Below are 17,726 nucleotides of genomic sequence, written 5' to 3' on the forward strand. Positions count from 1 at the left end.
ACTTTTATTGTCCACAACCCTATCCACAGTGTGAACAACACTGCTGTGATTCATCCACACTGTGGATAACCCCTGTGGATAACTCTGCGGTCGAATGACAACCGTGTCATTCCATCCACATCCGTGGAAAACCCTGTGGATAAGCACCCCTCCAGACACGAAGGACCCGTGAGGTGCGGCCGGCCAGGGGCCGGCCCCTCACGAGTCCGTGTCGCCGGGGATCCCTCCGGGATCGGGGTGCCTCCGGCGTGGATCCGGGGTGGATCCGGCGGGAGTGTGCCGCTACCGGTCCAACGAGCTCTGGATCAGGGTGGGCTCATCCAGCCGCGCCACACCGATCACCGTCAGGACCACCAGCACCACCAGGACGGCGCCCAGGGCCACCCACTGGACGGTGGCGGCCCGTCCCGTCACCCGGGCGGACCATCCCGGCCCGTGCTGGCGCCGGGGCAGGTACGCCAGTGCTGCGGCACAGGCCGCACCGGCCACCAGCCCGCCCACGTGGCCCTGCCAGGAGATGTTGGCCCCGGGGACGAAGGAGATCACCAGGTTGATGCCGATCAACGCCGCGATCCCGGTGACGTTGCCACCGGTCTTGCGCATCACGATGAACAGGGCTGCGAAGAGCCCGTACACGGCCCCCGAGGCGCCGACCACGGGGATGTACGGGTTGGACAGCAACAGCACCGCCACCGAGCCGCCGAACGCGGAGATCAGGTACAGCGCCAGGAAGCGGGGCCAGCCGAGGACGGGTTCGAGGATGCGGCCCATGAGCCACAACGTGTACAGGTTCAGCACGATGTGCAGCGGGTTGCCCAGGGAATGCAGGAACGCCGAGGTCAGCATGCGCCACGGTTCCATCTCCACGGCGGAGGTGAACAGGCCCGCGTAGAAGAACTGCTCGGTGACGCCCACCCGCTGGCCAGAGGTGACCCACTGCAGGGCGTACATCACCACGCACAGCCCGATCATGGTCCACGTCACCCACGGTCGGCCGGCCCGGGACACCGGTCCCCGAGGCGCCCTCGAGGGGGCCGGGGCCGGAGGGCCCCAACCGGCCTGGGCACCGGCCGCCTCGGTGACACCGGGCCGGAACCCGGCCGGGCCGGCGTCGTGCCCGGGGTACTGGACGGTGGACGGGGCGCCGCCGGGTGTCACCGGCCCGCGCCCGGCCACGCAGTCCACACAATGGATCCCGACGGCGGCCGGCCGCTGGCATTCGGTGCAGGTGGGCTGCCCGCACCGCTGGCAGCGGATGAACGAAGGGCGGTCCGGGTGGCGGGGACAGACCGGCAACGGCCGATCCGCCCCGCCGCCCGGACCGCCCGAGGTCTGGTGGGACAAGGAGACTCAGGCTTCCTTGATCTCGATGGACTCGATGGAGACCGCCTCGTGGGGCTTGTCCCGGCCGTCCGTGGCCACGGAGTTCAGGGTGTCCACGATCTTCTTCGAGGCCTCGTCCTTCACCTCGCCGAAGATGGTGTGCTTGCCCTGCAGCCACGTGGTCGGCACCGTGGTGATGAAGAACTGGGAGCCGTTGGTGCCGCGGCCGTTCTGGAGGCCGGCGTTGGCCATGGCCAGCTTGTAGGGGCTCGCGAAGTCCAGGTCGGGGCTGATCTCGTCGTCGAACTGGTAGCCGGGGCCACCGAAGCCCTGGCCCAGCGGATCGCCGCCCTGGATCATGAAGTCCTTGATGATGCGGTGGAACACGGTCCCGTTGTACAGCGGGGTGCCGTTGTGGGTCTCCCCGGTCTCCGGGTGCTTCCACTCCTGCTCGCCGGTGGACAGGCCGACGAAGTTCTTCACGGTCTTCGGGGCGTGGTTGCCGTAGAGCTCTACGACGATGTCCCCGGCGGTGGTCTTGATGGTGGCAATGTGGGTTGCGATGGCAGTCATGGACGTCATTCTTCCATCCCAGCTGGCCGCCGGACCCGCAGGGCGGCAGTCGGGGCGGTGACTTCGCGCAGGGCCGAATCACGGCGCCAGGGACCGCCGTGCCGTGCGGGCGTGGAACCCGTAGGCTAGGGGCAGGACCGGCTGACCGGTGGGATGCCGGCACAAACCAGTGCACAGCCGCACGTCATGGAGGTTCAGATGAGCAAGAAGACGACTGTTCCGAGCATTGAGGACCGCTTCAACGCCGGCGTGGACCACGCCGCCCATTGGGCCGCACCGAAGGTCGAGGCCGCACTGGCCTGGGCGGAGCGGGGCCTGGGCGAGGGCAAGGTTCAGGGCAGGATGGCCGGCGAGATGCTGGCCCCGCAGGTGAAGGCCGGCCTGGCCCAGGCCAATTCCGCGTTCTCCGACGCCGTGGAGAAGGTCTCCCCCCAGGTCCAGGCCCAGCTCGATCGGCTGTCACCGGCCCTCGATCAGGCGCGCAGCAAGGTGGAGCATGACTATCTCCCCGCCGCCTCCGCCCGCCTGGCCGGTGTCGCTGGCCAGGCCTCCAAGGCCGCCCACGGCGCCAAGATCTCCCCGGCCGTGGAGAACGCCCTCATCAACATCACCGGTGACAAGAAGGCCGTCAAGAAGCTGCGGAAGGCCGCCGAGCAGTACGCCTCGGCCGCCGAGAAGCAGCTGAAGAAGCAGGCCAAGAAGTCCAACAAGGGTGGCAAGGGCTGGCTCGTGGCCGGTGTCATCGTGGCGGCCGGCGCGGCCGCCGTCGCCGTCTGGCAGCTGACGAAGCCGGTCGAGGATCCGTGGAAGACCCCGGCCCCGGCCCCCCTCCCGAAGCCGGCCGCTCCCGCACCGGCCGCCAGCACCGGCACCGATCCCGACCTGACCGCCGAGGCCCCCTCCGCGCCCGTGGCCCCCGCGGCCGGAACCCCGGCGCCCAGCGTCGCCGCCGGCAACGCCACCGTGGACAGCGTGGACGGCGCCGAGGAGAAAGTCCAGGGCATCCCCGCCCCGAAGTCGGCGGAGTGAGCTCGCGGGCCGTCAGCTGACCGGGCACCGGAGCTGACGGCCCCGGGCCTGTCCACTGTCCCGGGTTCACACACCGGGGCGGTGGGCAGCCGAAAGGGCCCGGGACACCTGATGGTGTCCCGGGCCCTTTCGTTCGGTGGAGGCAAGGGGACTCGAACCCCTAACCCCCTGCTTGCAAAGCAGGTGCGCTACCAATTGCGCCATGCCCCCGAGGGATCTTCAGTTATCCGGTCCAGCCTGATTCTCGCGTGGGGTGCCCGGGCTGTCCAGCGCATCCGTGGCCGAGCTCCAGACCTGCTTGCCGCGCTCGTTCTCACGCCACGAGCGGACTCCCAGCACAGCGGCGATGCCGGCTGCCACGACGGCCAGTCGTACTACCGGCTTCATGGTGCCACCTTCCCCGGCCGAACGGCCGGATGGGGGAACTGCGTGGGTGGGCGTACCAAGACTTGAACTTGGGACCTCTTCGTTATCAGCGAAGCGCTCTAACCGCCTGAGCTATACGCCCTCATGTCTCGAGAAACGCGATGTCATCGCATCCTCGGAACGAGAATCAACATTACCCCAGCCCGGCCGACCGTCAAAATCGGCCCGTTCGAGGTCGCCTCGGCCGCTCGGGTCCCCCTGCCTGCACCCCGGCCTCCGGGCCCCGCCTCCGTCACTTTGAGGGCGATCCCACCGGTGGGATCGCCCTCAAAGCGAGAGGATCAGTCGTCGGTGAGGGTGACGCCGATGCCGCCCACGAGGGTGGAGGAGATGTTGTACAGCACGGCGGCGAGCATGCTCAGCGCCGTCAACAGCACCACGTTGACCACGGCGATGATGGTGGCGAAGGACGCCACCTGACCCAGCGAGATCAACTGCTGGACGGTGAACGAGCCCCCCTCGGAGCCGAGCACCTGGGCGAGCAGGTCGTTGACCTGGTCGAAGATCCCCGTGAGGTCCATGACGGTCCAGAGCACCACGGCTCCCACCACCGTCACGATCCCCAGGGCCACGGACAACAGGAACGCCATCTTCAGCACCGACCAGGGATCCACCTTGGAGACCAGGAGCCGGGCCTTGCGGACCTTGGCCTTGGGCGCCGGGCGGACGAGTCCCTGCTGGGTGGGACGCTGGGCCGGCCGCTGGGGCCGGGCCGGTCCGTTGCCCGTGGGGCGGGGACCCTGTGAGCGCGGACTGCCCTGACGGGCACCCTGGCTCGAGGTGCGCTGCTGCGGTCCGCGGGGCGCGGCTCCCTTGGCCGCGGAACCGCCGGCCGGGCGCTGTCCTCCGGAGCGGGGTGTTCCGGATGTGCTCACTACTGTCCTCCGTCACTCTCCGCATCCGGATCGGATTCGACCGGTGCGGATTCGGTGGCTGTCACGGTCGTGTCGGCCCCCTCCGAACTGGCGGGGGCGGCCGTCTCAGTGTCCAAGGGTACTTCACCCCCGGTGTCATCCCCTTCAGCGCCGTCCTCGTTCTCGGCGGCCGCGCCGTTGAGCTGTTTCTCGTTGTTGAGGGTGACCGCGATGATCTGGTCCTTCTTGTCCGGCTTGGCGAAGATCACGCCCATGGTGTTGCGGCCCTTGGCCGGGACCCCGGCCACGGCGGAGCGGACGACCTTGCCGGAGTTCATCACCACCAGCACCTCGTCGCCTTCCTCCACCACGAGTCCTCCGGTGAGCTCCCCGCGGTCCTCCACGAAGTTGCCGACCTTGATGCCCAGCCCGCCACGGTTCTGCACGCGGTACTCGTCCACGGAGGAGCGCTTGGCGTAGCCGCCGTCCGTGACGGTGAAGACGAAGGCGTCCTCCCGGATCACGTCGGCCGTCAGCAGCTCGTCACCCGGGCGGAACTTCATCCCCGTCACCCCGGAGGTGGCGCGTCCCATGGGACGCAGCGCCTCGTTGGTGGCGTTGAACCGCAGGGACTGCCCGTTCTTGGAGATCAGGATCAGGTCGTCCTCCTCCGAGACGAGCTGGGCGGAGACCACCTCGTCGCCCTCGCGCAGCCGGATGGCGATCACCCCGGCACTGCGATTGGTGTCGTAGTCCGCCAACAGGGTCTTCTTCACGAGCCCCGCCCGGGTGGCCAGGGCCAGGTACGGTGCGCGGCCGAAATCGGCCAGCGGCAGCACCTGGGCGATCCGTTCCTCGGGCTGGAAGGCCATCAGGTTGGCCACGTGCTGGCCCTTGGCGTCCCGGCCGGCCTCCAGCAGCTCGTAGGTCTTGATGCGGTAGACCCGGCCGAGGTTGGTGAAGAACAGGATCCAGTGGTGGGTGGAGGTGGTGAAGAAGTGCTCCACCACGTCGTCCTCCCGCAGGGTGGCTCCCCGCACGCCCTTGCCGCCGCGGTTCTGGGCGCGGTAGTTGTCGATCCGGGTGCGCTTGATGTAGCCGCCGCGGGTGATGGTGACGACCATCTCCTCCTCGGGGATGAGGTCCTCGATCGACATGTCCCCGTCATAGCCGTACAGGATCTCGGAGCGGCGGTCGTCGCCGTACTTCTGGTCGATCTCGGCCAGTTCCACCGAGACGACCTCGCGCTGGCGTTCCGGGGACTCCAGGATCTTGTTGTACTCGGCGATCTTCGCCTGCAGCTCCTCATACTCGTCCTGGATCTTCTGCCGCTCCAGGGCCGCCAGGGACCGCAACTGCATGTTGAGGATGGCCTGAGCCTGGGCCTCATCGATGTCCAGCAGGGCGATGAGCGCCTCGCGGGCCGCATCCGCGCTGGCGGAGGCCCGGATGGTGGCGATGACCTCGTCCAGCATGTCCAGGGCCTTGAGCAGGCCCAACAGGATATGGGCGCGCTCCTCGGCCTTCTTCTTCCGGTAGGCGGTGCGCCGGACGATGACCTCGATCTGGTGCATCACCCAGTGGTGGATGAAGCCGTCGAGGGACAGGGTGCGCGGCACGCCGTCCACGAGGGCCAGCATGTTCGCGGAGAAGTTCTCCTGCAGCTGGGTGTGCTTGTAGAGGTTGTTCAGCACGACCTTGGCCACCGCATCGCGCTTGAGCACGATGACCAGGCGCTGGCCCGTGCGGCCGGAGGTCTCGTCCCGCATGTCCGCGATCCCCGAGAGCTTGCCGTCCCGCACCATCTCGGCGATCTTGGACGCGAGGTTGTCCGGGTTGGCCATGTACGGCAGCTCGGTGACCACCAGGCAGGTCCGGTTCTGGATCTCCTCCACGTTGACCACGGCGCGCATGGTGATCGAGCCGCGGCCGGTGCGGTAGGCCTCCTCGATGCCCTTGCGGCCCAGGATCTGGGCACCACTGGGGAAGTCCGGCCCCTTGATGCGCTGCATCAGGGCTTCCAGCAGCTCCTCGCGGGTGGCCTCGGGGTTCTGGAGGTACCACTGGACCCCCTCGATCACCTCGTGCAGGTTGTGCGGGGGGATGTTGGTCGCCATCCCCACGGCGATCCCGGAGGAGCCGTTGACCAGCAGGTTCGGGAACCGGGCCGGCATGACCGTGGGTTCCTGCTGCTTGCCGTCGTAGTTGTCCTGGAAGTCGACCGTGTCCTCGGCGATGTCCCGGACCATCTCCATGGCCAGCGGGGCCATCTTGGTCTCGGTGTACCGCATCGCCGCGGCCCCGTCATTGCCGGCGGAGCCGAAGTTGCCCTGGCCGAGGGCCAGCGGGTACCGCATGACCCAGTCCTGGATCAGGCGCACGAGGGCGTCGTAGATCGAGGAGTCACCGTGCGGGTGGTAGGTGCCCATCACCTCGCCCACCACGCGGGCGGACTTGTTGAAGGAGCGGTCCGGGCGGTAACCGCCGTCGAACATGCCGTACAGCACGCGGCGATGCACGGGCTTGAAGCCGTCCCGCACGTCCGGCAGCGCCCGGCCCACGATCACGGCCATGGCGTAGTCCAGGTAGGACCGCTTCATCTCGGTCTGCAGGTCCACCTGCTCGACCTTGTCGTGCTCGGTGAGGATCGGGGCGATCACCGCCGCCTCGCCCCCGGGAGCCGCGAGGCCGTCGTCGGGCCTCTCCGGGGTGCCGTCAGCCTGCGCGTCCTGCGTGTTCTCGGTCTCGTGCTCGGGGTTCTGTTCGTCAGCCACGGACGTGGTCCTCGATTCTGTGTGGTCATGGCGCCGGATTCCGGCGGGGGCGGGCTACGGCGGAGGGGCCCGACGCGCGGGCGGCACCCTCCTGCGGCAGCCCGCCGGGGAGAGGGGTCGGCTCAGATATCCAAGAAACGGACGTCCTTGGCGTTCTGCTGGATGAAGTTCCGGCGTGACTCGACGTCCTCACCCATCAGCATGGAGAAGATCTCGTCCGCCGCGGCGGCATCGTCCATGGTGACCTGCAGCAGGGTCCGGTGCTCCGGGTCCATGGTGGTGTCCCACAGCTCCTGGTAGTCCATCTCGCCCAGGCCCTTGTAGCGCTGGATGCCGTTGTCCTTCGGGTAACGCCAGCCCCTCGCCGCGCCGGCGGCGAGTGCCTGGTCCCGCTCCTCGTCCGTGAAGACGTAGTCGTGCGGGGCGTTGGACCACTTGATGCGGTAGAGCGGCGGCTGGGCCAGGAACACGAAGCCGTTCTCGATCAGCGGGCGCATGTAGCGGAACAGCACCGTCAGCAGCAGCGTGGTGATGTGCTGGCCGTCCACGTCGGCATCCGCCATCAACACGATCTTGTGGTACCGCAGCTTGGTGATGTCGAATTCCTCGCCGATGCCCGTGCCGAAAGCGGTGATCATCGACTGGACCTCGGCGTTGGACAGGGCGCGGTCCAGGCGGGCGCGCTCCACGTTCAGGATCTTGCCGCGCAGCGGCAGGATGGCCTGGGTGGTGGGGTTGCGGCCCTGCTTGGCCGAGCCGCCGGCCGAGTCGCCCTCCACGATGTAGACCTCGCACTCGACGGGGTTCTTCGAGGAGCAGTCCGCGAGCTTTCCGGGCATCCCGAAGGACTCGAGCGGGGACTTGCGGCGGGCGTTGTCCCGGGCCTTGCGGGCGGCCAGGCGGGCCTGGGAGGCCAGCTGGGCCTTGCGGATGATGTCCCGGGCCGGGCCGGGGTTCCGCTCGAGCCAGTCGCCGAGCTGATCGGTGACGATCTTCTGGATGAAGCCCTTGGCCTCGGAGTTGCCGAGCTTGGTCTTGGTCTGCCCCTCGAACTGCGGCTCGGAGAGCTTGACCGAGAGCACGGCGGTCAGGCCCTCGCGGACGTCGTCCCCGGAGAGGTTGTCATCCTTGGCGCGCAGGATCTCCTTGTCCCGCGCGTAGCGGTTGACCAGGGAGGTCAGCGCGGCGCGGAAACCCTCCTCGTGGGTGCCGCCCTCGTGCGTGTTGATGGTGTTCGCGTACGTGTGGACGGACTCGGAGTACGCCGTGGTCCACTGCATGGCCACCTCGGCGGCCATCTTGCGGTCCGTGTCCTCGGTCTCGAAGGCGATGACGTCCTCGTGGACCATCTCGACCTTCTTGTTCGCGTTCAGGTGCTGGACGTAGTCCAGCAGCCCGTTCGCGTACTGGTAGTCGACCATCCGCTTCTTCGGCGCGGGCATCTCCTCGCCGATCACGTCCGCACTGCGCTCGGCGTCCGCCTCGGCCTCGAGCGCGTGGTCCGCCGCGGTGCCCGGGACCCCGTCACCGTCGGTGTCCCCGGCGATCTCGTCCTGCTGGATCTCGTTGGTCTGGATCGAGCGCTCGTCCGTCAGCGTGATCCGCAGTCCCTTGTTCAGGAACGCCATCTGCTGGAAGCGGGCCCGCAGGGTCTCGAAGTCGAACTCGACCGTGTCGAAGATCCCGGCATCCGGGTAGAAGGTCTGGGTGGTCCCCGACTCCTCGGTGTCCCCGAGCCGGATCAACTCGCCCTGCGGCATCCCGCCGTCGGCGAAGTTCATCTGCCAGGCGGCACCGTCGCGCCGGATCTCCGTCTGCACCCGGGAGGACAGCGCGTTCACGACGGAGATGCCCACGCCGTGCAGGCCGCCGGACACGGCGTAGCCGCCCCCGCCGAACTTGCCGCCGGCGTGCAGGATCGTCATGACGACCTCCACGGTGGGCCGGCCCTCGGTGGGGTGCATCTCCACGGGGATGCCGCGGCCGTTGTCCTGCACCTGGACGCCGCCGTCAGCCTGCAGGGTCACGTGGATGGTGTCGCAGTACCCGGCAAGTGCCTCGTCCACGGAGTTGTCCACGACCTCGTACACCAGGTGGTGCAGCCCGCGAGGGCCGGTGGAACCGATGTACATACCCGGCCGCTTGCGGACCGCCTCCAGCCCCTCCAGGACGGTGATGTCCCCGGCGCCGTACTCGTGTTCCACCCTGCGGTTGGCCTCGGTGATCTGCGTGGAGGGGGTGGTGTCCGCCTCCGCTGCCTCTCCCATGCCGGAATCGACCGGCTCGGAGCTCTCGACTGCGGGATCCTGCGGAATGCCGCTCTGATCTGTGCCGTTGTTCTCTTCGGCCACGGGCGTCTACGGCTCCTCTGGTGGTGGGACTGGACTGGACAACACTCGTGCCGACGCGGGCCCCTGCACGCTGGGCGAGGGGAGATCCCACTTCGGCACGTTTCCTTCACATTCTACCCCCCGGGACCCCGTTTCGCGGCCTCATTCGGGCCACTCCGGGGATTAAACAGGCCTTCTAAGAGACAGAACCGACGTTCCGATGCACGGAAGAAGCCACTATCCGGTCCCCGTTCACCCACTGGGGGTCCAGTTCGCCAAATCGCCGTTGACGGGCTCCGCCTCCCGGGGCCCGTCAGCCGTACGTGTCCCGGGGCCCCCTGCCCTTGACCACCCGGGGTCCCTTGCGCCATGACGGGGCGGCCGGGCCGTTGACCCGAAGACTCGTGACGATCCCCGGTCCGAGGGCCTGCTCGAAGCGCTGCAGCAGGGCCGGGGTGAGGAGCTTGAGCTGGGTAGCCCAGGCCGTGGAGTCACACCGCACGGTCACCACGGCGTTCTCAAAGCTCTCAGGCCGGCAGTGCAGTCCGATGTCCGCCCCCACCAGCTCGTCCCACCGGGACAGCACCGACCCCACCGCCACCGGGGAGGACCACCCGCGTTCGGTGACGAGCCGGCCGAACACGTCGCCGACCATCCGGGGGTCCCGGGCATCCAGGTCACGGCGCCGGCCCCGGCCGGATCCGCCGGGGCTCCCCGGCCCTGCGGTGCCCGCAGCGGTGCCGCGATTGCTGGCAGCCGGTTTCCGCCTCCGGACCTCGCCCCGGGACTCGGCGGCCTGCCGCACCCGGTTCAGGGCCACGACGGCGGCATCGGGCTCATCCTCGATGCCGTCCGGTGATGTTTCCCGCTCCGGGAGGGGGCCCCGATCTGCACTGCCGGCACTCATGGTTCGCAGCTCACGGCTCGATCTCACTGCCCTCGTCCTCGAGGACCACACCGATCCGGGGGCCGTCCAGTTCCCCGGGGATGTCCCCCGCGACGGCCGCTGTCACCAGGAGTTGTTCGGCCCCCGCGGTCAGGGCCGCCAGCCGGCTCCGCCGCTCGGCGTCGAGCTCCGCGAACACGTCGTCCAGGATCAGCACGGGGCGGGCGTCCGGGTCCGGGTCATCGGCGACGAGGACCTGATAGCTGGCCAGTTTGAGGGAGAGGGCCATGGACCACGTCTCGCCGTGGGAGGCGTAGCCCTTGACGGGGGCCGGGCCCAGGGTCAGGGCCAGGTCATCCCGGTGCGGCCCCACCAGGGTGACCCCCCGGTCCCGTTCCGGCTTGCGGTGGGACTCGAGCTCGGCCAGCAGCGCCGCGTGCAGGGTCTGCTCGTCCGGGATCTCCTGGTGTTGGCCCGCGGCCAGGGGCACCGTGGATTCGTAGCTGAACCCGGCGGTCTTCCGCCCCTCGGCCAGGGCGGTGTAGGACTCGGTGAGGGGGCCGGCCAGCATCTGCAGCACGTGGAGCCGGCCGTTCAGGACCCGGGCGCCGGCCCGGGCGAGGTGTTCGTCCCAGACCGCGAGGGTGTGTCCGTGGTCCTCGGTCCACGTCCCCGAGAGCTTGGCGTTCTTCAGCAGTGCGTTGCGTTGTTTCAGCACCCGGTCGTAGTCGCTGCGGGCATCCCCGAGCGCCGGGCGCAGCTGCACCACCAGGTCGTCCAGGAACCGGCGCCGGACGGAGGGGTCCCCCGTGATCAGGGCCAGGTCCTCGGGCGCGAACAGCACGGAGCGCAGCAGTCCGAGGCCGTCCCGTGCCCGCTGTGGGGCGCCACGGTTGACCGCCGCCCGGTTGGACTTGCCCGGGTTGATCTCGACCTCGAGGGACACGGCCCGCTCCCCGCGGTGGATCCGACCCCGGATGATGGCCTGTGAGGCCCCGAAGCGTACGAGCGGGGTGTCCTGGGAGACCCGGTGTGAGGCCTGGGTGGCCAGGTAGCCGACGGCCTCCACGATGTTCGTCTTGCCGACCCCGTTGGATCCCACCAGCACGTTGGGTCCCGGCACCAGGGCGAGATCGGCCTGGGCATAGGAGCGGTACTGGGTCAGGGAGAGGTGCGAGAGGTACACGGGGCAGGCGTCGGCGTCCGGGCGGACGGGTCAGTTGGCCAAGCGCACCGGCATCACGAGGTACCGGTAGTCGTCCTGCTCGGGGGCGTCCGGCTCCTGCTGCGCCGTCATCAGGGCAGGCTTGGGCGCCGTGGTGAAGGAGAACCGGACGTAGGGGGAGTCGATGACGTTGAGCCCCTCACCCAGGTAGGAGGGGTTGAAGGCGACGGTGATCTCCTCACCCTCCAACCCGGCGTCCAGGGACTCGTTGGCCGAGGCGTCGTCACCGGCACCGGCGTCCAGGGTCACCTGCCCGTCGGAGAAGACCATGCGCACGGCCGTGTTGCGTTCAGCCACCAGGGCCACTCGCTTGACGGCCTCCACGAGGGGCGCGGTGGGCACCACGGCGTGGATGGGGCTGGTCTCGGGGAACAGGGCCCGGATCTTCGGGTACTCTCCGTCCACCAACAGGCTCGTGGTGCGGCGACCACCGGAGGCGAAGCCGACCAGGTCCGAGGTGTCGGACTCCTTCGGCAGGCGCAGCTGCAGCTCCCCACCGCCGGCCAAGGACTTGGCCACCTCGTTCAGCGTCTTCGACTTGACCAGCAGGGACGTGGAGATGGACGGGTCAGCTGGAGACCAGTTCAGCTCCTTCATGGCCAGCCTGTACCGGTCCGTGGCCAGGAAGGTGATGCGATCGCCCTCGATCTCCAGCTTCACGGCCGTGAGGATCGGCAGGGTGTCGTCCCGGGAGGCCGCCACCGTCACCTGGGCCACGGCGTGGGCGAAGGCATCGCCGTCCACGGTGCCTGCGGTCTCGGGCATCTCGGGCAGGGCCGGGTACTCCTCGACCGGCATGGTGGCCAGTGCGAAGCGGGAATTGCGGCAGGTCAGGACAACCTTCGTGCCGTCCGTCTCCACGGTGACGGGAGCCGCCGGCAGGGAACGGACGATGTCATTGAGCAGGCGGCCGGAGACCAGGATCTTCCCGGGCGTCTCGATGTCCGCCTCGATCTCCAGTTGGGCCGAGGTCTCGTAGTCGAAACCGGCGATGGAGACCAGCTGGTCCTCGGCGGTGATCAGCAGACCGGAGAGCACCGGCACCGGGGGGCGAGGGGACAGGGAGCGTGCGGTCCAGGAGACGGCGTCCGTCAGGATGTCTCGCTCAACGGTGAACTTCACAGAAGTTTCCGCCTTTCTCGTAGACGGCAGGTGATGGTGGTCAACGTCCTTGGGATACCCCCGCCGGGCATCCTTCGTACACACGCCGATGCCGTGTGCTGTGTCAGCTTACCGTGACTCGCCGGGGTGACGAATGTTGGCATTTGGCCCTCGGATGTGGTTGTCGATGTGGGCGGCCGGTGCCTCGGCGTGCTGTTGCCCGGGGTTGGTCCGTCGAGCTCGTGCCGTGGTGTGAGGGCCCGGGGTGAATGTTCTTGGGATTCATTCTTAACAGGGATCAGTAGTGTTAATAAGTCCTGTGGATACTGTGGATAACCCGATCCAGCCGTGCCGTTCGGCCATTGTGCCTGTGGAGCGGGCGGTGGACGCCGTCCGTGGTGGCTGTGCACCGCCCGTGCATAACTTCAGGGCGGCTTCCCGTGGATTCACAGGGAAGCGTGTAGTTATCCAGAGAATCGCCCGGACGGTCCACTTAAGTGTCCACAGGGTTGTCCACAGCTGTGGGTTGCTCCGTCAGAGGGTCCGGGAAAGCCTGTGGATATCTGTGGATGACTGTGGACAACACGGCCGGGGGGAGGTGATGCCGGGCTTCTGGCTGTGGAGAGACCCTGCCGTTAAGGCTCAAGGTTGTCCGGGCCGGGCCGGGCCGAGCGTGGAGGCGGCGCGGGGCCTCAGCGGGCGCGCTGCTGCTGCTTGATCCGGTTGGTCAGTTCGGTGACCTGGTTGTAGATCGTGCGGCGCTCGGCCATCAGCTCTCGGATCTTGCGGTCGGCGTGGATCACCGTGGTGTGGTCGCGGCCGCCCAGCTCCTGGCCGATCTTGGGCAGGGACATCTCCGTCAGCTCGCGCAACAGGTACATGGCGATCTGGCGGGCCGTCACGAGCGTCCTCGTCCGTGACTTGGAGGTCAGCTCCTCCATCGTCAGGTTGAAGTAGGCCGCCGTCTCGTTGAGGATGGTCGGCGCCGTGATCTCGTGGGCGTCCTCGTGGGTGATGAGGTCCCGCAGGACCTGCTCGGCCAGCTGGATGTCCACGGGCTGCTTGTTGAGCGAGGCGAAGGCGGTGACGCGGATCAGCGCGCCCTCCAGCTCACGGATGTTGGTGGAGATGTTCGAGCCGATGTACTCCAGGACCTCCGGGGGCGCCGTGAGCCCCTCGGCCTCGGCCTTCTTCCGCAGGATGGCGATCCGGGTCTCCAGGTCCGGCGGCTGGATGTCAGTGATCAGGCCCCATTCGAAACGCGACCGCAATCGATCCTCGAAGCCGGAGAGCTGCTTGGGGGGCAGGTCGGAGGTGATCACGACCTGCTTGTTGTTGTTGTAGAGCGTGTTGAAGGTGTGGAAGAACTCCTCGACGGTGGCTTCCTTGTCCGCGAGGAACTGGATGTCATCGATGAGCAGGATGTCCACATTGCGGTAGACCTGCTTGAAGCTGGCACCCTCGTCATGGCGGATGGAGTTGATGAAGTCGTTGGTGAACTCCTCAGAGTTCACATAGCGCACTCGCAGCCCCGGGTACAGGTGCCGGGCATAGTGGCCGATCGCATGCAGCAGGTGGGTCTTGCCCAGCCCGGACTCCCCGTAGATGAACAGCGGGTTGTACGCCTTGGCCGGCGCCTCGGCCACGGCATTGGCCGCGGCGTGGGCGAAGCGGTTCGAGGACCCGATGACGAAGGTCTCGAAGTGGTAGCGCGGGTTGAGCCTGCTGGTCTCGTCCGAGGTCGACGGCGGCGCCGGCGCTGGAGCGGAGGACGGTGCCGGGGTATGCGGGGAGGGAGCGGAACGGGTGCGGGGAACCTCACGGACCGGCGGCGCCGGGGTGGCGGGAGGCGGTGAGTCGTCCAGCAGGGGGGACACCAGGGCCGAGTCGATGGAGTAGGCACAGAGGATCTCGGTCCGGAACACATTCTCCAGCGCCTCGGCCAGCGGGTCCTTGAGCTGCGTCTGCAGGACCTCACGCGTCAGTTCGTTCGGGACGGCGAGCAGGAGGGTGCTGCCGATCAGCCCCTGGGGCTGGGCGAGGCCGACGTGACCGTACTGCCTCGGGGTCACCCGGTGGTCTTCCTCCAGGGTGCGGGCCACCTTGCGCCACGAGCTGCTGACAGCCTCATCTGCAACCATGGGGCGGGGGTCCTTCCGTTGGCGTCTGGGCCGAGTCTACCGGCAATCCACAGAGTTATTCACAGGCAGTGGATAACTTCGGGCAGGGTACCCGCCGGGGCCCGGGAATGGCTACCGGGATGAGGTTCTCTGGGCGCGGGGCAGGGGGCAGGAAGGGTAATTTGACCGCGATGGGGCGTTATCCCTAAACTTGATTGGTCCCCGCGGGGTTGTTCAACCGTGCTCTGAAACGTCCGCCCCGTGCGGACCGTCCCCAGGGCGCAGTCAACCGGCGGACACCGTCAGGCCCACCTGGAAGTGGGCCGGTGTCACAGCGCGGGGAAGTCCTAGTCAGAGCGTCTACCGGTTCTTCCCCCAGGTACAACGGGTCCGGGCGCATACACACGTTGTGGAGAGATCAAAGTGAGCAAGCGGACTTTTCAGCCGAATAACCGCCGCCGGGCCAAGAAGCACGGCTTCCGCGCCCGGATGCGTACCCGCGCCGGCCGCGCCATCCTGGCAACCCGTCGGACCAAGGGCCGCACGGAACTGTCCGCCTGATCCGGCTCCGGCCGATCAGCCAGAGCGGACCATAGGCGTGCTGCCCCGCGCGAAACGGGTACGCACCCCCGCGGATTTTTCCCAGACACTGCGTTCCGGCGCCCGGACGGGGCGCCGGAACCTTGTCGTGTCCGCACGCCTCTCCGATCCCACGAGCACCGAGTCCTCCACCGGACCGGTGCGCGTGGGTTTTGTCGTCTCCAAGGCCGTCGGGAACGCCGTGGTCCGCAACCGGGTCAAGCGCCGGCTGCGGGCCGCCGTGGCGGAGCAGCTTAACGGGCCCCTGACGGACCACCCCGGCGGGACCGTCGTGGTCCGTGCCCTGCCGCCGTCGGGAACGGCCGGATGGGCCGAGCTGAAGGGGGACCTGGACTCCGCGCTGGCCGGTGCCCTGCGGAAGGCTGCCGGCCGGCGTCGTCCCGGGAAGACCGGGACCGAGGCATGACGGTCCAGTCCCCCTTCACCACGCGGCCCGGGGCCGTCCAATGGAATGTGCTCAGAGCACTGCCCTCCACCCTGCTGGCCTGGCTGCTCATGGCCTACCGCGCCGTGATCTCACCCCTGTACGGCCCGGTCTGCCGGTACTTCCCGTCCTGTTCGGCCTACGGCCTCGAGGCCGTCCACGTGCACGGCGCGGTGAAGGGATCCTTCCTCACCGCGTATCGGCTGGCCCGCTGCCACCCGTGGTCTCGGGGCGGCGTGGACGCGGTGCCCCCCGGCCGCAGGATTTGGCCGCCCGGGCGTCGACCCAAGATCATTGACCTAAACCATCCCGTCATCCCACCGGATCCTCCGGCGGAACAGTAGGAGACCATGGACTTCTTCGAAATCATTCTCTGGCCCTTCAAGTGGGTGATGTCCTGGATCCTGGGCGCGGCACACACCGCACTGGACTGGATGGGCATGGACCCCGACAGCGGGTTCACCTGGACGCTCTCGATCATCCTGCTCGTGATCGTCGTCCGCGCCGCGTTGATCCCGCTGTTCGTCAAGCAGATCAAGTCGCAGCGGGCCATGCAGGCCCTGCAGCCGGAGATCAAGAAGCTGCAGACCAAGTACAAGGGCAAGACGGACCAGTTGTCCCGTCAGGCCATGGCCATGGAGCAGCAGGCCCTGTTCAAGGAGCACGGGACCAGCCCCTTCTCCGCCTGTCTGCCGATGCTCGTGCAGATGCCGTTCTTCTTCGCCCTGTTCCGGATCCTCACCGAGGCGGGCGGCGCCGCCGAGCGGGGCGAGGGTGAGGCCGCGCTGTCGGTGGAGCAGGTGCGCTCCTTCGGCGAGGCCATCTTCCTCGGCGCTCCCATGCAGGCCACCTTCCTGGGGTCCACCGGCGAGAACCTGGACGTGGCGGTCATCATCGTCGCGATCGTCATGATCATCCTGATGTCCGGTTCCCAGTTCTTCATGCAGAAGATGCTGATGAGCAAGAACATGTCCGAGGCTGCCATGACCGGGCCGTTCGCCCAGTCGCAGAAGTTCATGCTCTACATCCTTCCGCTGGTGTTCGGCATCGGCGGCATCAACTTCCCCATCGGTGTGCTGATCTACTGGACCGCCACCAACTTCTGGGCCGTGGGCCAGCAGATGTGGATCATCCGGAACAATCCCACCCCGGGGTCCCAGGCTGAGATTGAGCTCAATGAGCGCCGGGCCGTCAAGGGCCTGCCACCCGTGGGCAAGGCCGCGCAGGAAGCGGCCGCGAAGGCCGAGGCAGAGGCCGCCAAGCCGCAGCAGACGGGTCAGCGCAACCAGCCGAAGCGCAAGACCAAGAAGAGGAGATAGCCGTGACCGATGCATCAGCCACGCCGCCCGAGGCCACCCCGGAATCGGTAGCAGGCACCGATCCCTCCACCGTCCAGGCCACGGAGCCGTCGGTGGACGCAGCTGTGGATAACTCTGGGGACAACTCTGGGACTGCTGTGGATGAGGCTGTGGATCCCACGTCCGCGGACCAGAAGGCGTCCGACGCCGCGGAGGAGACCCCCTCGAGCGCCCGCCGCCTCGAGGAGGAGGGGGACATCGCCGCCGACTACGTCGAGGAACTGCTGGACATCTCCGACCTGGATGGGGATATCGACATCGAGGTCCGTAACGGCCGCACCTATGTCTCGGTCATCGCCGAGGAGGGCGACAACCGCCTGCGTGATCTCGTGGGTCGGGACGGCCAGGGACTGGAAGCCCTGCAGGAGCTCGTCCGGCTCGCCGTCCTCTCGGCCACTGGTGTCCGTTCCCGGTTGGTCCTGGACGTCGCGGGCCACCGGGCCGAGCGGGCCAGGGAACTGGAGAAGGTGGCCCAGGACGCCATGGAATCGGTGCGAGACAGTGGCGAAGCCGTTCACCTCAAGGCCATGGGCGCCTACGAGCGCAAAGTGGTCCACGACGTCATCGCGGCCGCTGGGATGGTCAGTGAGTCGGAGGGCGAGGGCCCCCGCCGTCACGTGGTGGTCTCCGCCGGTGAGTGATCGCGTGCCCGCCGGGGGGCCGGAGGCTCAGGGTCAGCCGGCGTCGCCAGAGGCCCCGCCTG

General features: G+C 68.1%; 16 protein-coding genes and 2 tRNA genes. 6 read left to right on the top strand and 12 right to left on the bottom strand.

Going from position 1 to position 17,726, the window contains the following annotated elements; all coding sequences use genetic code 11:
- Positions 1-282: 282 nt before the first annotated feature.
- Positions 283-1,344, bottom strand: a complete 1,062-nt coding sequence (locus AB0K08_RS00260; RefSeq protein ID WP_363350473.1) for a rhomboid family intramembrane serine protease — start codon at positions 1,342-1,344, stop codon at positions 283-285.
- 6 nt (positions 1,345-1,350) lie between these two features.
- Positions 1,351-1,896 (bottom strand): peptidylprolyl isomerase, encoded by a 546-nt coding sequence (locus AB0K08_RS00265; RefSeq protein ID WP_363350475.1) that lies wholly within the window; start codon positions 1,894-1,896, stop codon positions 1,351-1,353.
- Positions 1,897-2,094: 198 nt separating this feature from the next.
- Here AB0K08_RS00265 and AB0K08_RS00270 point away from each other — a divergent pair, with 198 nt between their 5' ends.
- Positions 2,095-2,925 carry a hypothetical protein gene (locus AB0K08_RS00270; RefSeq protein ID WP_363350477.1) on the top strand — a complete coding sequence of 277 codons (831 nt, stop codon included), beginning with the start codon at positions 2,095-2,097 and terminating at the stop codon, positions 2,923-2,925.
- Between the two features lie 137 nt (positions 2,926-3,062).
- Here AB0K08_RS00270 and AB0K08_RS00275 read toward each other — a convergent pair.
- The 10 genes from AB0K08_RS00275 to dnaA form a co-directional block, all read right to left on the bottom strand.
- A tRNA-Ala gene (locus tag AB0K08_RS00275) sits at positions 3,063-3,135 on the bottom strand.
- A gap of 9 nt (positions 3,136-3,144) precedes the next feature.
- A complete protein-coding gene (locus tag AB0K08_RS00280) occupies positions 3,145-3,312 on the bottom strand; it encodes a hypothetical protein (RefSeq protein ID WP_363350479.1) in 168 nt (55 codons plus the stop codon).
- Between the two features lie 47 nt (positions 3,313-3,359).
- A tRNA-Ile gene (locus tag AB0K08_RS00285) sits at positions 3,360-3,433 on the bottom strand.
- A gap of 199 nt (positions 3,434-3,632) precedes the next feature.
- Positions 3,633-4,226 (bottom strand): DUF3566 domain-containing protein, encoded by a 594-nt coding sequence (locus tag AB0K08_RS00290; protein WP_363350481.1) that lies wholly within the window; start codon positions 4,224-4,226, stop codon positions 3,633-3,635.
- Positions 4,226-6,865, bottom strand: coding sequence for a DNA gyrase subunit A (gene gyrA / locus AB0K08_RS00295; protein WP_363351810.1), 2,640 nt, complete (start codon positions 6,863-6,865; stop codon positions 4,226-4,228). Before gyrA ends, AB0K08_RS00290 begins: the two co-directional genes overlap by 1 nt.
- Before the next feature lie 236 nt (positions 6,866-7,101).
- Positions 7,102-9,246: a DNA topoisomerase (ATP-hydrolyzing) subunit B gene (gene gyrB / locus AB0K08_RS00300; protein ID WP_363351812.1), complete on the bottom strand. Its 2,145-nt coding sequence runs from the start codon at positions 9,244-9,246 to the stop codon at positions 7,102-7,104.
- 376 nt (positions 9,247-9,622) lie between these two features.
- Complete coding sequence (locus tag AB0K08_RS00305; RefSeq protein WP_363350483.1) at positions 9,623-10,216, bottom strand: DciA family protein; 594 nt, start codon at positions 10,214-10,216, stop codon at positions 9,623-9,625.
- Between the two features lie 10 nt (positions 10,217-10,226).
- Complete coding sequence (recF, locus tag AB0K08_RS00310; protein ID WP_363350485.1) at positions 10,227-11,381, bottom strand: DNA replication/repair protein RecF; 1,155 nt, start codon at positions 11,379-11,381, stop codon at positions 10,227-10,229.
- A 30-nt stretch (positions 11,382-11,411) separates the two neighbouring features.
- Positions 11,412-12,542 (bottom strand): DNA polymerase III subunit beta, encoded by a 1,131-nt coding sequence (gene dnaN / locus AB0K08_RS00315; protein WP_363350487.1) that lies wholly within the window; start codon positions 12,540-12,542, stop codon positions 11,412-11,414.
- A gap of 671 nt (positions 12,543-13,213) precedes the next feature.
- Positions 13,214-14,662 carry a chromosomal replication initiator protein DnaA gene (dnaA, locus tag AB0K08_RS00320; protein ID WP_363350489.1) on the bottom strand — a complete coding sequence of 483 codons (1,449 nt, stop codon included), beginning with the start codon at positions 14,660-14,662 and terminating at the stop codon, positions 13,214-13,216.
- Positions 14,663-15,064: 402 nt separating this feature from the next.
- Between dnaA and rpmH the strand changes: the two genes are divergently transcribed.
- The 5 genes from rpmH to AB0K08_RS00345 are packed head-to-tail and all read left to right on the top strand — an operon-like array spanning position 15,065 to position 17,664.
- Positions 15,065-15,202, top strand: coding sequence for a 50S ribosomal protein L34 (gene rpmH, locus AB0K08_RS00325; RefSeq protein ID WP_115932474.1), 138 nt, complete (start codon positions 15,065-15,067; stop codon positions 15,200-15,202).
- Positions 15,203-15,239: 37 nt separating this feature from the next.
- Positions 15,240-15,647, top strand: coding sequence for a ribonuclease P protein component (gene rnpA, locus AB0K08_RS00330; RefSeq protein ID WP_363350492.1), 408 nt, complete (start codon positions 15,240-15,242; stop codon positions 15,645-15,647).
- On the top strand, positions 15,644-16,009 hold the full coding sequence (yidD, locus tag AB0K08_RS00335) for a membrane protein insertion efficiency factor YidD (RefSeq protein WP_363350494.1): 366 nt from the start codon (positions 15,644-15,646) through the stop codon (positions 16,007-16,009). Before rnpA ends, yidD begins: the two co-directional genes overlap by 4 nt.
- 6 nt (positions 16,010-16,015) lie before the next feature.
- The gene (gene yidC, locus AB0K08_RS00340; RefSeq protein ID WP_363350496.1) at positions 16,016-16,984 is read left to right on the top strand and encodes a membrane protein insertase YidC; all 969 of its coding nucleotides are present in this window, start codon (positions 16,016-16,018) and stop codon (positions 16,982-16,984) included.
- A 2-nt stretch (positions 16,985-16,986) separates the two neighbouring features.
- Positions 16,987-17,664 (top strand): R3H domain-containing nucleic acid-binding protein, encoded by a 678-nt coding sequence (locus AB0K08_RS00345; RefSeq protein ID WP_363350498.1) that lies wholly within the window; start codon positions 16,987-16,989, stop codon positions 17,662-17,664.
- The last annotated feature ends 62 nt before the right edge of the window (positions 17,665-17,726 follow it).

It is taken from the genome of Citricoccus sp. NPDC055426 (genome assembly GCF_040677445.1).
In the GTDB taxonomy this organism is placed as follows: Bacteria; Actinomycetota; Actinomycetes; order Actinomycetales; family Micrococcaceae; genus Citricoccus.